The organism is Arthrobacter sp. CAN_A1 (assembly GCF_015751665.1).
Lineage (GTDB): Bacteria > Actinomycetota > Actinomycetes > Actinomycetales > Micrococcaceae > Arthrobacter_D.
Window position 1 is genome coordinate 1 of the sequence record NZ_JADOUR010000011.1, and the last position, 13,550, is coordinate 13,550.

Below are 13,550 nucleotides of genomic sequence, written 5' to 3' on the forward strand. Positions count from 1 at the left end.
CTCTGCGAAGCGTGCAACCACACCAAAGAAACACCCGGCTGGACAGCACAACCACACCCAGCACCAGATCCGGGCCCAGGCTCAGGCTCAGGCTCAGGAATAGGGTCCAGACACACCTTCCGGATTACCACCCCCACCGGCCACACCTACGACTCCACCGCCCCACCTTTACCTGGTATGTCCAGACCAAGGGCAACCGTCGGAAGCGGCCCTGATAAGGGGGCTGGACCGGATAAACACCTCGGTCCAGGGCGACTGTGGTCCGGCTGCGCATAGAATCGGGCTATGGCCAGCAGCGAAGATCCGGGACAACCTACCGCGCGCTACATTCGTGGACGCATTGCCACTGAGTCGGGCATTATCGAGGACGGGGTCCTGGCCTACGACGGCGACCGCATTGCCTACGCCGGCCCGGCCTCAGGGTTTAGCGGCCTTTCCACGCCGGCGGAGAGGACCTTTCCACCCGGAAGTATCCTCCTACCCGGCCTGGTAGACACTCATTGTCATGGCGCCAACGGAGGAGACTTCGCCAACGGGGATGTTGCCGAGGCGCGACGGGCGATCGACTTCCTGCATCGCAGCGGCACCACCACAGCCCTTGCCAGCACCATGACCGCGCCGCGGGCGGATCTGTTGAAGGCCCTGACAGTCCTTGCCGGATTGGCCGATGAGGGCCTCATTGCTGGTATCCATGCCGAAGGACCCTTCGTTTCGACAGCGCGCTGTGGCGCCCAGAATCCCGATTTCATTGTCGATCCCGAACCGGAGTACGTGGCGGAACTGATCGAGGCCGCACAGGGTCGCATGAAAACCATGACCTACGCGCCGGAACTCCCCGGTGCGGATGCCCTCATCGATGCCCTGACCACCCATGGGATCACACCGTCGCTCGGACACACTGACTGCGACACCGAGACGGCGGTTGCGTCGTTGGCGCTGGCACGGGAGGAGATGGAATCGACCGGATTCGACGGCTACAGCGGTCGCCCCACGGTTACTCATCTGTTTAACGGCATGCCGCCCCTCCATCACCGCTCCCCCGGCCCCGTCGCTGCCTGCCTCCGGATAGCCAAAGCCGGCAATGCCGTCGTCGAACTCATCGCCGACAACGCCCACCTCGACCCGCAGACAGTCCTCACCGTCTTTGACCTCGTCGGAAGCGACAATATTTCACTGGTGACTGACTCGATGGCGGCCACTGGCCTTCCGGACGGCCCGTATCATTTGGGTCCGTCGGCCGTGACCGTCAGGGACGGAATAGCAACGCTCGACAGCACCGGTTCCCTTGCCGGTGGCACCGCTGTCCTGCTCGACGTCGTCCGTCGGACTGTCTCCGCAGGGGTAACACTGGACGACGCCGTGGCCTCGGCCACTGCCGTTCCAGCCAACGTGCTGGGACTCGCCGACGAACTGGGCAGCCTGAGACTCGGGCTGAGAGCCGATGCTCTGGTGGTCACCGCCGATCTCCACCTCCTGGCCGTCCTGCGTGAGGGCAACTGGCTCGATCCCCTGACATAAAAACCGACGCACCGCCAAGCCCGGATTCAGCAAACTTTCCCCCAGAATCCGGCGAAAGTCCGTTGACCAGATCAGACCCCTATGTGATGCTTATTTCAGTCTTTGTGTACGTGTTAGAGCATGCTCGCAAGACCGAGTTGCGAGCGTGTAACTTCCGAACGGAACTGGATTTTTCAGGTGCCGAAAGGTTGTTTCCGTGGAGTGACCCCGGGCCTACGCACGGTGTGTGGGCCTGAACATTTCATTATGGAGGAGAAACAAATGGCACAGGGAACTGTGAAGTGGTTTAACGCTGAAAAGGGCTTCGGCTTTATCACACCGGATGATTCAGACGGTGATGTCTTTGTACATTACTCCGAGATCCAGACCGGCGGATTCAAGACCCTCGACGAGAACCAGCGTGTTCAGTTCGAAATCGGTCAGGGAGCCAAGGGCCCTCAGGCTACCGGGGTTACCGCCCTGTAGCGATTGAGCTCTCAGCAGCTTAACGGCAGAGGCCCCCGCGTGAAACGTGGGGGCCTCTGTTATGCCGTGGGATCATACCTTGGGCGTTAGCGCCAGGTACCGATACCGATCACCGGTCCGGCCTCCAACCAGGAAGATAGCCCGGCGTAAACATCAAACTTCATGGCCAGCAGTATTTCCTGGCCCTCATAGTCGAGACACACGACCACGGCGCCCGGTTGAATGCTGCGCTTCTCGGCTTCAGTAGGCTGTCGCCATCCCTTGAGTTCGAGGGAGCTACGCAGGTACCGATGACGGGGACGCGGGCTCAACGATGCCATCCTGAGCCACTCCAGATGATGGTCCGTATAACGACAAACCCCCATCTGCCATCCCTCGGGAGGGAAGCAGATGGAGGCGTCGAAGGTTCCAAGCGCTCCGCGGAGCTGGAAACGGCGTAACCCAAAAGCCAGAATGGCGAGCACCAGCAGCAGAAATACTGCTGCAAGCGTGATGAAGGCTATACCGAGACCGTCCATCACCGAATCTGTCAGCGAGTCTCCGCGGACACAGAGCCGCCGATCTTCGCGTTGTCGGCGACAATGACCACCCGGTTACTGTCGACAGAGAAAAATCCTCCGTCAACCGACACCAGCAAACGTTCGCCGGATACGGGTTCGATAGCCATCTCGCCCTCGGCCAGGATGGCGAGCATCGGAGCGTGCCCGGGCAGGATGCCAATTTCGCCATCACTGGTGCGGGCCCTGACCATGGTCGCTGCGCCAGACCACACGAAGTGGTCTGCCGCAACGATTTCTACTTCGAGTTCTGCCATGAGAATTACTTCCCGGTCTGCTCTTGGATCTTGGCCCACTGGCGCTCGACGTCGTCAAGCCCACCAATGTTGAAGAACGCCTGTTCAGCAATGTGGTCAAGGTCGCCATTGGCGATGGCGTTGAAGCCCTCGATGGTGTCCTTGATGCTCACTGTCGAACCCTCGACGCCGGTGAACTGCTTCGCCGTGTAGGTGTTCTGTGACAGGAACTGCTGAATGCGACGTGCCCGGGAGACAACAATCTTGTCTTCCTCAGAGAGCTCGTCCACGCCGAGGATGGCAATGATGTCCTGCAGTTCCTTGTTCTTCTGAAGGATCTGCTTGACGCGAACCGCGGTGTTGTAGTGATCCTGACCGATGTACTGGGGGTCAAGGATCCGCGAGGTTGAGGTCAGCGGATCGATGGCCGGGTACAGGCCACGGGAAGCGATTTCACGGGACAGCTCGGTGGTTGCATCGAGGTGCGCGAAGGTAGCGGCGGGTGCCGGGTCGGTGTAGTCATCAGCGGGCACGTATACGGCCTGCATCGACGTAATCGAGTGACCCTTGGTCGAGGTGATGCGCTCCTGCAGGAGGCCCATCTCGTCCGCAAGGTTCGGCTGGTAGCCCACTGCCGACGGCATACGGCCCAGCAGGGTCGACACCTCGGAACCGGCCTGGGTGAAGCGGAAGATGTTGTCAACGAACAACAGCACATCCTGCTTCTGGACATCCCTGAAGTACTCGGCCATGGTCAGCGCGGACAGGGCAACCCGGAGGCGCGTGCCTGGTGGCTCATCCATCTGGCCGAAGACAAGGGCGGTGTCCTTGAGGACTCCTGCCTCTTCCATTTCAACCCAAAGGTCGTTACCTTCACGGGTACGCTCGCCAACACCGGCGAACACCGAGGTGCCACCGAAGTTACGGGCAACACGGGTGATCATTTCCTGGATCAGCACCGTCTTGCCAACGCCTGCACCACCGAACAGTCCGATCTTGCCACCCTTGATGTACGGGGTGAGGAGGTCAATGCTCTTGATACCGGTTTCCAGCATCTCGGTGGAACCCTCAAGCTGGGCGAATGCCGGTGGCTTGCGGTGGATGGGCCACCGTTCGGTGATCTCCAGCGAGGACTCCTCGACGTCGAGCGGCTTGCCCAGGACGTTGAAGATGTGACCCTTGACAACGTCGCCGACAGGTACCGAGATGGCACTGCCGGTGTCGTGGACAACGGTTCCGCGGACCAAACCGTCAGTGGCCTGGAGCGAAATTGCACGCACCAGGTTGTCACCGAGGTGCTGCGAGGTCTCGAAGGTGATGGTGTGCGTCTCACCATTGAGAGTGATCTCAGTGGTCAGCGCGTTATAGATTGCGGGAATGGCGTCAGCCGGGAACTCGACGTCGACAACCGGGCCAATGACACGGGCGATTCGACCTGTGCCGCCGGATGCAACTGAGTCACTACCGTGCTCAATAGTCTGGGCAGTCATCTCTCTCACTTCACTTACGTAGATGGCGTGGGGCTAAGTCTAACTAGGGTGGAGCAGGTTCAGAAACCTGGGTGATGCAACCGGCTAGGAAGCGCTGAGCGCGTCCGCACCTGCCACGATCTCCGACAGTTCCTGAGTAATCTCCGCCTGGCGCGCAGTATTGCGGAGCCGGGTGTACTTCTTGATCAGGTCCGTCGCGTTGTCGCCTGCGGACTTCATTGCCCGCTGACGGGCGGCGAGTTCGCTGGCTGCTGCCTGCAGGAGAGCCGCGAAAATCCGAGACTCGATGTAGCGGGGCAACAGTGCGTCCAGAACCATTTCCGGCTCCGGCTCGTACTCGTACAACGGCAGCAGATCCGATTCGGATACTGCTTCCTCTTCGACGACCTCGAGCGGAAGCAGACGGATCACCGTAGGTTCCTGCAACACCATCGACCGGAAGCGGGTGTAGACCACGTGGATCTCGTCGACGCCGCCGTCGTCGAACTCCGTGTTGAATTCGGCGAGCAATGCCTTGCCGATCTCACGCGCAGTTTCGAACTCAGGGGCGTCAGTTCCACCAATCCACACGTTCTCGAACGGGCGGTTGCGGAAATCGAAGTAGGCCTGAGCCTTTCGACCGACAAGGTAGGTCTTGACTTCCTTGCCCTCTTCCCGCAGGAGCTCGATGAGTGACTCGGCCTGCTTCAGAACGCTTGCTGAATACGATCCCGCAAGACCGCGGTCCGAGGTCATGACCAGAACCGCCGACCGGCGAATCTGCTCCGGCTCGGTGGTCAGCGGGTGATCGATTTCCGACTGCGATGCCACTGCTGAGACGGCACGGGTGATCGCATTGGCGTACGGCAGGGACGAGGATACTCGTGCCCTGGCTTTGCCGATGCGAGAAGTCGCGATCAGCTCCATCGCCTTGAAGATCTTCCTCATCGACGTGGTCGACGTGATCTTCTGGCGGTAGACCCGGATCTGGGCTCCCATACTTGTCCTTTCCTTCGTAGTCCACCTGGGGATTACGGCTAAGGCCGGGGTGGCACCGGGGCGCTAGACGCGCCCCGGTGCCGGTTTCCCTAGCGCTTCTGCTTGACGATCTTCTCCTGGTCGACCTCGTCCTCGGAGAGGGCGCTGTACTCTTCATGCCCTGCAACCAGGCCGTCGTGGCCCTCGCCGAAGAAGCCCTGCTTGAAGTCGGTGATCTGCTTCTTCAGCTCGTCAACGGTGGAGTCTTCAAGGAGGTTGGTTTCAGCCAGGGTGGTCAGCACCGATGACTTGTGGCGCAGGTGCTCAAGGAACTGGCCCTCGAACTTCCTGACGTCCTCAACCGGAACATCGTCCAGGTAGCCGTTCGTACCGGCCCAGATGGATACCACCTGATCCTCAATGGGGAATGGCGCATACTGACCCTGCTTGAGCAGTTCCATCAGGCGTGCCCCACGGGTGAGCTGCTGGCGTGATGCGGCATCCAGGTCGGAGGCGAACATCGCAAACGCCTGCATGTCGCGGTACTGCGCCAGATCCAGCTTCAACGTACCGGAAACCTTCTTCATGGCCTTGACCTGTGCCGAACCGCCAACGCGGGACACCGATACACCGACGTCCACTGCAGGACGCTGGTTGGCGTTGAAGAGGTCCGACTGCAGGAAGATCTGCCCATCGGTGATCGAGATAACGTTGGTCGGGATGAAGGCCGAAACGTCGTTGGCCTTGGTCTCGACGATCGGCAGACCGGTCATCGAACCCGCTCCGAGCTCGTCGGAGAGCTTTGCACAACGCTCCAGCAGACGGGAGTGCAAGTAGAAGACGTCGCCTGGGTAGGCTTCGCGTCCTGGTGGACGGCGCAGCAGCAGCGAAACTGCACGGTAGGCCTCAGCCTGCTTGGACAGGTCATCAAAGATGACCAGTACGTGCTTGCCGGCATACATCCAGTGCTGGCCGATGGCCGAGCCGGCGTAGGGTGCAAGGTACTTGAACCCTGAGGGGTCAGACGCTGGTGAAGCAACAATCGTGGTGTACTCCAGGGCTCCCTTGTCCTCAAGGGTCTGGCGAACAGCAGCGATCGTTGAGGCCTTCTGGCCGATAGCAACGTAGATGCAGCGAACCTGCTTCTTGACGTCACCGGACTCCCAGTTGGCCTTCTGGTTGATGATGGTGTCCACCGCGATAGCCGTCTTGCCGGTCTGGCGGTCACCAATGATCAGCTGACGCTGGCCACGGCCGATCGGAATCATTGCGTCGATGGCCTTGAGGCCGGTCTGCATTGGCTCGTGGACCGACTTGCGCTCGGTAACACCGGGAGCCTGAAGCTCCAGTGCGCGGCGTCCTTCGGCCTTGATCTCGCCCAGTTCGTCAATGGGTTGCCCCAGTGGGTCAACTACGCGGCCAAGGAAGGCGTCGCCCACGGGCACGGAGAGGATCTCTCCGGTGCGGTGAACTTCCTGGCCCTCTTCGATTCCGGTGAAGTCACCGAGGATGACGACGCCGATTTCACGGGTGTCGAGGTTCTGGGCGAGGCCCAGGGTGCCATCTTCGAAACGCAGCAATTCATTGGCCATCACCGAGGGCAGACCCTCAACCTTGGCGATGCCATCGCTGGCAGTACTTACGCGGCCCACTTCAACGCGCTCTGCGTTGCCGGGTTCGTAGGATGCCGCAAACTCGTTCAACGCATTACGGACGTCTTCGGCGTTGATGGTCAATTCGGCCATCTGCAGTCCCTGCTCTCCTGTGTTGTGATCGCCACTACTTCGCGGCAACCGGTGTGTGATTGAAGTCTGTTGTGTGTCTGGGATAGGGCGGCGGACCGTCCTACACCGCAAGCTTTCGCCGCAGTTCAGACAGCCTGGCAATGACAGTGGAATCGACCACTTCATCGCCAACCTGGACGCGGACCCCGCCGATTAGCGACGGCTCCACGGTGACATTGGTCCTGAGCTCGCGCCCAAACAGAGAGTTGAGGCCCTGCTGCAACCGCGCGTACTGCTCATCAGTCAGCGGACGGGTGACGCTGACGTTCGCAATCCAACGGTCATGCCGCTTGGCAACGAGTTCAACGAACCGCTTCACCAAGTGGGTGGGCTTGATGCCGCGGGGTGCCTGCACTGCCTGACGCACCAACAGCCGTGCTTCGGCTCCGGCGTTCGGCACCAGTTTCAAAGCCAGGTTCACCCTGGCTTCGTCGCTGGCCTGCCGCTCGGACAGAGCACGCTGCAACTCATGGCTTGATTCAACGGTCCTGATGAAGTCGAAGAGATCGTTTTCCAGACCCTCAAGACTTTCGGCTCCGTAGCCCCGGTTCTCCGCAACAGCAATCGCTGCAGTGGCGCCGAGCGTTTCCAGCGCGTCTCCAAGGTCGCGGGCCGCGGCCCACCGCATGGAGACCAGCTCCCTGACCACCGACGCGGTCTGCTCCGATACCTTGCCGTCCACCAGGGTCGAGACCAAAGCGGCCTTGTCCCTGCCTTCGCGGGATGGGTCGGTCAGTGCGCGGCGGAGTCCGGCGTTGCTGTCCAGCATGTCAAGGACTCCGAAGAGTTCCTCAGCAAGGGTCAGCGGTGCGCCGGGCAGACGGGTTTCGAGATCTTTGAGTGCCGTTGCCAGGGACTGGCTGGATACACCTGCCATTACTTCGATGCACCTGCGCTCTGAGTTTCGAGGTCGGCCAGGAACCGGTCAACCACTCGTGCGGACCGCTGATCGTCTGAGAGTGACTCTCCGACGATGCGGCTGGCGAGGTCGGTAGCGAGCGTGCCAACTTCGGCACGCAGCGACACGACAGCTGCCTGACGCTCTGCTTCAATCTGGACGTGGGCCTGCTCAGTAATACGAGCCGACTCGGCTCCAGCCTTTTCCTTCAGTTCCGCAAGGATCTGCGCACCTTCGGCGCGCGCCTCCTCACGGATGCGGTTGGCTTCGGTGCGAGCATCGACCAACTGCTGCTTGTACTCGTCAAGCGCTGCATTCGCCTCGGCCTGTGCTGCTTCAGCCTTGGCGATGCCACCTTCGATGGCTTCGGTTCGCTCGGCAAACGTCTTCTCGAACGCCGGCATGACGAACTTCTTGACGATGAAAAACAGCAGTGCGAAGCCAGCGAGAGTAACAAAGAACTCCCACATGTTCGGGGCAAGGGGGCTATCGCTCCCCGCCGCCAGAATTACTGCGTTATCCATGTTTCACCCGTCTTTCTAATACTGAGGACCAACACCTTGCGTTCTACTAGAGAACGAAGGCGAAGACCAGACCCAGGATGGCGAGAGCTTCGGTCAGGGCCAGACCCAAGAATGCGATGGGCTGGAGAACGCGCTGTGCCTCAGGCTGACGAGCTACACCGTTGATGTAAGCGGCGAAGACGAGGCCTACACCGATACCACCGCCGATTGCGGACAGACCGTAACCTACGAGGTTGAGATTGCCTTCCATTTTCTTCCTTTCAAGATGCCGCTACGAGCGACAGGTTGTATGGGATCATCCCCGACGGGGAAGTCTTTTTACTACGTGGTGAATCAGTGGGCGTCGGCGTGAAGTGCGCCTTCGATGTAGATTGCGGCGAGCAGGGTGAATACATAGGCCTGCAGGACCATAATCAGGATTTCGAGCATGTACATTGCAAGCGCTCCGCCAAGAACCAGGACGCTGGTTCCTGCAAGGAGGATGCTTCCGCTTGTTGCCATGAACTCGATCGCGCTTCCAGCGAGCATCACGATCAGGTGACCTGCAAGCATGGTGGCGAAGAGTCGGAGGGAGTGGGTGACCGGCCGGACCAGGAAGTTCGAGATGATCTCGATCGGAACCACGATCGGCAGGATGTACCAAGGGACACCCGAAGGGACGACCGCAAGTTTGAAGTATCGCAGGCCGTGCTTCTTGATGCCGATCCCAACCCAGAGCAGGTAGAAGATTGCCGCAATGGCATAGGCACTACCGGGGTGGGAGAAGCTCGGCAACTGCAGGCCTGGAATGGCTCCGAAGAGGTTGTTCACGATGATGAAGAAGAAGGCGGTGAACAGCCACGGCACATACTTCAAGAACTCTTTGCCGCCGATAATGTCCTTGCCCACAGAGTTGCGGATGAAGCCGTAGGACATCTCTCCCAGGAACTGGGCCTTGCCTGGAACCATCTTTCCCTTGCGGGAGACGATCACGAAGAACGTCGCGATCAGGACCACCGAGAGGATGATCATCAGCATCTGCTTGCCGAAGCCAGCTTCGAACCAAATGCCGTATTCACCGCCCCAAGGGAGAATGTTCGGGTAGTGGGTGTCGCTGATAGTAGGGGGTACGAAACCCTCGTCCGTCGTAGTGGCCGGGAGCGCAAGCGCGATCAACGCGTTTCCTCTCTGCAGTGTCCATCATTGGGCATGTTCTGATCGGGCATGGAACCACTGCTCCGACTCGTTAAGTTTTCCGACATCACTTCGGGTTATCCCCAGCCTTCCCGCTGCTGCCCCGCGGCGTCGAACCGGGATCAGTTGTACTTTGGCGGGTGAGGTTATGCATATGGGAGAGGTAGAAACCCCCGGCTGCACCCAAGAGACCTCCTGCGAGCACTATCCATCGCGTCCCCAGGAGGTTGTCCAGCCCCCAGCCTATCAAACTCCAGACGACGATCCCGCCAATAATGTAGCTAAAGACTGCCAATCCGGCGTTGTAACCGCCCTCGCCGTAGCTACCGCGAGCGTCGGAGGTCCCCGCCGGGGAGGGTTGCTCTTGAGAATGATTTTCGGGCCGTTTAGCCACGGTCTGCCTCGTTTCCGGATATCCGATTCGGTGGCATTGGATCGTTGTAAAGCTGGTGCCTGCTCTTGGAGAAGACGTAGACCTCGACAATCTGCCAGAGGATCACCGTCCCCACGGCTGAAGCGAAGAACCAGTTTCGGTCGAGCCAGCCAGGGGTGCCAAGCACGAACAGAATCGCCGCGAATCCGACGACCTTGATGGCATAGGTGACCGCAAAGAGACCGATGGCACCCGATGGATTGTTGCGTCCCGCAAGATGACCAATAGCCAGACTGATTCCGAAGAAGGCCACCACTACCGCGAATCCGAACAGCGCACTCAATGCAGCGCCCGGTCCAGAGACAAAAGCAGCAACTGCAGCGGTCACGGCAATAGTTGAAGCAGTGACAAGAGCACATTTTTTCAGTATTCCCAGCCACAGAGACCCCGATGGGTCCGCGGCAGGATGGGTGGTGCCGCGACGGGCACCAACGCCTGCGGCGTCAGGTGTGCTCATAGGGAATCCGTCCGTAGATTCGATGTGAGGGAAGTCCCCGACTCAGACCGCGGGATGAATGCCACGGACTGAGGTTCAATTTTACCCTACATAGAAATAGTCCTGCGGTCGCCGGTGGTGTAGGCCCTACGGCGTCCGGTAAGCCTTCACCCGGCCGGCCAGGAGACGCGGAGAGTAGAGATAGATCGCCACGACGACGGCGGCAAGCAGGGAGAAGGCAACCGCCACGAGGGGTGGTGCGGTCGCGGCCACGAATCCTGCAGCACCGGTGAGCACCGAGGCGCCGGTGACCACCAGGGCCGATTGCACATGAGTCAACCCGGTGTCGATCAGACGCTGGTAGACGTGTTCCCGATGGGATGCATACCACCGGTCACCGGCCCTCACCCGACGCAGGAAGGTGGTGAAGGTGTCGGCGAGGTAGATCAACACGGGCGACAGCAGGTACTCGAGGTAGACGCCAGCTAGCAGGCCGGTAATGGCGATCGCTGCGATCGACGCACCCAGCAGGTAGCTGCCGACGTCGCCCAGGAAAACGAACCCCCTGCCCAGGTTCCAGGGGAGGAACCCGGCAAAGGCGGCCGCCACAACAAGGCCGGCAACAATCAACCACAACTGGCTACTGAGCACCCCGGCTACCGCATAGAAGATCCCGACGGCCACCCCGTGCAGGCCGGAGATACCGTTGATCCCGTCCATGAAGTTGGCTGCGTTGATATAGGCGGCAACGGCCAGCGCACCCACCGGAACCCACCAGAAGCTTTGCCCAATCGTCCAGGCAAGCGCTGCAGTGCCCACCGCTCCGATGGCCAACTGGAAGAGGGCACGCACCTGGATCGAGATCCCCCGGTAATCCTCGATCCAGCCCAGCAGTGCTGCGGCGGAGAGCATCGTAAGGATAATCAGGATCAGCGACCGGTCCACCGCCACGAGCCCGGTGGCCAGCGACAGTGCCAGTCCCCCCGCAATTCCTACGGCGACGGTGATGCCGACGCCTCGGATCACGACGACGGTGTGTGAGGAGCGCTCATTCGGAATGTCCAGCACCCCGAGGCGGGTCAGCAGCGGCTTCAGGGCAAACGGCAGGACCCCGCTCAGCACCAGCGCAACCCCAACCACCAGGACTAGCCGCAGGTCAATCACTGGCGATACCGCCCTTACGCTTCCAGTCGACCAGGTTGAGCTGGCCCGGGTCCAGCGTGGACACGGAGGTGTGCGAAATCTTTGGGTGCAGCGGGCGTGCGCCATCCTCACCGAAACCGACCAGATCCTCGTGCATCTTCTCCCCCGGACGTAGACCGGTGAAAATTACTTCGATGTCCTTGCCGGACATGGCGATCATCCGCTGCGCGACGTCGAGAATCTTGACTGCCTCGCCCATATCCAGAATGAGGACCTCGCCCGGACGGCCGATGGCCCCGGCCTGGATCACCAGCTGGCAGGCCTCCGGAATGGTCATGAAGAAGCGGGTGACCTCCGGGTCGGTCACCGTAATGGGACCGCCCACCCGGATCTGTTCGGTGAAGAGCGGCAACATTGAGCCCCGGCTGCCGATGACGTTGCCAAACCGGACTGATACGTAGCTTTTAGCGGTCTGGGCCGCCTGCCATGCTGTGAGCTTCTCGGCGACCCGCTTGGAGTGGCCCAACACGCTGGTGGGATTGGCCGCTTTGTCGGTGGAGATATTCACGAAGTGCTCGACCCCTGCGGCGGTAGCCGCGTTGAGGACGTTCTGGGTGCCGAGGACGTTGGTTTTCCAGGCCTCCTCAGGGTACTGCTCCAACAGCGACACATGTTTGAGCGCGGCAGCGTGGAAGACCACCTCGGGTTTGCGCTCCTTAAAGATGCCGAGCAGGGTGTCAGCGTCGCGGATGTCGGCGAGCACTGTGTCCTTGCCGGTCAGCAGACCGCGGCCGGTCATCGACAGCTGGGTGGTCTGCAACCCAGTTTCGTCGCGGTCCAGCATGATCAGCTCGGCGGGGCTGAATTGCGCGAGCTGGCGGCACAGTTCGGATCCGATGGACCCGCCTGCCCCCGTCACGAGAACCTTCTTCCCGGTGATGTACCCGGCCACCTCATCGGCATGGATGTCCACCGGCCGGCGACCGATCAGGTCCTCGACGGCGACCTCGCGGAAATCGGAGAAACCGGCACCCGCTCCCCCCGTGGCGAGCATGTCGCGGAGGGGCGGTAGCACCAGGACCCTGATATTAATGCCCGCCACCAGGTCCGAGACCTTCCGGACCTGGGCGGCTTCGACGTCGGCGAATGCGATCACCAGGACGGAGGCTCGGGTACGGGCAATGATGCTCGGAAGATCCTCGAGTCGGCCCAGCACGGGAACCGTCGCCAGGCGAAGGTGTTTCTTGGCGGGGTCGTCGTCGATCAGGCCGACCGGGAAGTACGGGGATTCGCGGTCCTGGCTCATTCGCCCCACCAGGGAGCTGCCCAGGAAACCAGCGCCGTAAATGAGGGTGCGCTGAGCGTCTTCCCCCGGTTTGGCTTTGCTTTCCACAAACATCCGCTTGAGGTACCGGGTGGACGCCATGAACATACAGGCGAAGGGGAAGGCGATGATGGCGATGCTGCGCGGAATTTCGATGATGGAGAAGAACACGACGCTTACGAGGAGCAGGATGACCGAGACAATGACCGTGACGATCACGAGCAGTTTCGCCTCATGGAAACTACCGAAGCTGTACCGCCCGCGGTAGAGGGCGAAGCTCAAACCGACTGCCAGCTGCGCGGCGAGAGCGACGGCGCAGAAGACGACGACGCCGGGCATGTTGATCTGGTTGATGAGCAGTTCGTATCGGAGCACCAGCGCCAGGAGAATGGCGACGACCCAGGCAACCGAGTCGAAAATGAACTGCGACCACAGCCAGAGGGCCGGCTTGTCCGAGCGGGTCGTGGTGCGGTTTCCTGACCCGTCCGGGGATGGATCCGCGCTGTCAGCGAGTTTCATGGTTCCTAACAACGGCTCGGCAATGATGGCAAACGTGTTGTTCGAGTCCTCACGGCAAAATCTCAGCTCGTGCTGGTGTAATAGACTCTCCCT

Annotated in this window: 15 protein-coding genes; 2 read left to right on the forward strand and 13 right to left on the reverse strand. The window is 60.7% G+C overall.

Going from position 1 to position 13,550, the window contains the following annotated elements; all coding sequences use genetic code 11:
* Positions 1-285: 285 nt before the first annotated feature.
* Both IWX62_RS12285 and IWX62_RS12290 read left to right on the forward strand, forming a co-directional pair.
* The gene (locus IWX62_RS12285) at positions 286-1,518 is read left to right on the forward strand and encodes an N-acetylglucosamine-6-phosphate deacetylase (protein ID WP_196841714.1); all 1,233 of its coding nucleotides are present in this window, start codon (positions 286-288) and stop codon (positions 1,516-1,518) included.
* 261 nt (positions 1,519-1,779) lie between these two features.
* Positions 1,780-1,983, forward strand: a complete 204-nt coding sequence (locus tag IWX62_RS12290) for a cold-shock protein (RefSeq protein ID WP_019481284.1) — start codon at positions 1,780-1,782, stop codon at positions 1,981-1,983.
* Positions 1,984-2,069: 86 nt separating this feature from the next.
* On the opposite strand, the gene IWX62_RS12295 is transcribed toward IWX62_RS12290, so the two are convergent.
* The 13 genes from IWX62_RS12295 to IWX62_RS12350 form a co-directional block, all read right to left on the reverse strand.
* On the reverse strand, positions 2,070-2,501 hold the full coding sequence (locus IWX62_RS12295; protein WP_196841715.1) for a DUF2550 domain-containing protein: 432 nt from the start codon (positions 2,499-2,501) through the stop codon (positions 2,070-2,072).
* Between the two features lie 11 nt (positions 2,502-2,512).
* Complete coding sequence (locus tag IWX62_RS12300) at positions 2,513-2,797, reverse strand: F0F1 ATP synthase subunit epsilon (RefSeq protein WP_196841716.1); 285 nt, start codon at positions 2,795-2,797, stop codon at positions 2,513-2,515.
* A 5-nt stretch (positions 2,798-2,802) separates the two neighbouring features.
* On the reverse strand, positions 2,803-4,266 hold the full coding sequence (atpD, locus tag IWX62_RS12305) for a F0F1 ATP synthase subunit beta (RefSeq protein ID WP_171584210.1): 1,464 nt from the start codon (positions 4,264-4,266) through the stop codon (positions 2,803-2,805).
* A gap of 84 nt (positions 4,267-4,350) precedes the next feature.
* Positions 4,351-5,244 carry a F0F1 ATP synthase subunit gamma gene (locus tag IWX62_RS12310; protein WP_196841717.1) on the reverse strand — a complete coding sequence of 298 codons (894 nt, stop codon included), beginning with the start codon at positions 5,242-5,244 and terminating at the stop codon, positions 4,351-4,353.
* Between the two features lie 89 nt (positions 5,245-5,333).
* A complete protein-coding gene (gene atpA / locus IWX62_RS12315; RefSeq protein WP_196841718.1) occupies positions 5,334-6,968 on the reverse strand; it encodes a F0F1 ATP synthase subunit alpha in 1,635 nt (544 codons plus the stop codon).
* Between the two features lie 100 nt (positions 6,969-7,068).
* Entirely contained in the window at positions 7,069-7,884 is an 816-nt protein-coding gene (locus tag IWX62_RS12320; protein ID WP_196841719.1) for a F0F1 ATP synthase subunit delta, read from the reverse strand.
* Positions 7,884-8,429: a F0F1 ATP synthase subunit B gene (locus IWX62_RS12325; protein WP_196841720.1), complete on the reverse strand. Its 546-nt coding sequence runs from the start codon at positions 8,427-8,429 to the stop codon at positions 7,884-7,886. The genes IWX62_RS12320 and IWX62_RS12325 overlap by 1 nt, the downstream gene beginning before the upstream one ends.
* A gap of 46 nt (positions 8,430-8,475) precedes the next feature.
* A complete protein-coding gene (gene atpE, locus IWX62_RS12330) occupies positions 8,476-8,679 on the reverse strand; it encodes an ATP synthase F0 subunit C (protein WP_009356484.1) in 204 nt (67 codons plus the stop codon).
* A gap of 83 nt (positions 8,680-8,762) precedes the next feature.
* Positions 8,763-9,584 carry a F0F1 ATP synthase subunit A gene (atpB, locus tag IWX62_RS12335; RefSeq protein ID WP_196841721.1) on the reverse strand — a complete coding sequence of 274 codons (822 nt, stop codon included), beginning with the start codon at positions 9,582-9,584 and terminating at the stop codon, positions 8,763-8,765.
* An 85-nt stretch (positions 9,585-9,669) separates the two neighbouring features.
* On the reverse strand, positions 9,670-9,996 hold the full coding sequence (locus IWX62_RS16310) for a hypothetical protein (RefSeq protein ID WP_333483398.1): 327 nt from the start codon (positions 9,994-9,996) through the stop codon (positions 9,670-9,672).
* Positions 9,989-10,492 carry a hypothetical protein gene (locus tag IWX62_RS12340; protein ID WP_196841722.1) on the reverse strand — a complete coding sequence of 168 codons (504 nt, stop codon included), beginning with the start codon at positions 10,490-10,492 and terminating at the stop codon, positions 9,989-9,991. Before IWX62_RS12340 ends, IWX62_RS16310 begins: the two co-directional genes overlap by 8 nt.
* A gap of 126 nt (positions 10,493-10,618) precedes the next feature.
* The gene (locus IWX62_RS12345; RefSeq protein ID WP_333483399.1) at positions 10,619-11,635 is read right to left on the reverse strand and encodes an MraY family glycosyltransferase; all 1,017 of its coding nucleotides are present in this window, start codon (positions 11,633-11,635) and stop codon (positions 10,619-10,621) included.
* Entirely contained in the window at positions 11,628-13,457 is a 1,830-nt protein-coding gene (locus IWX62_RS12350) for a polysaccharide biosynthesis protein (protein ID WP_196841723.1), read from the reverse strand. The genes IWX62_RS12345 and IWX62_RS12350 overlap by 8 nt, the downstream gene beginning before the upstream one ends.
* Positions 13,458-13,550: the final 93 nt, after the last annotated feature.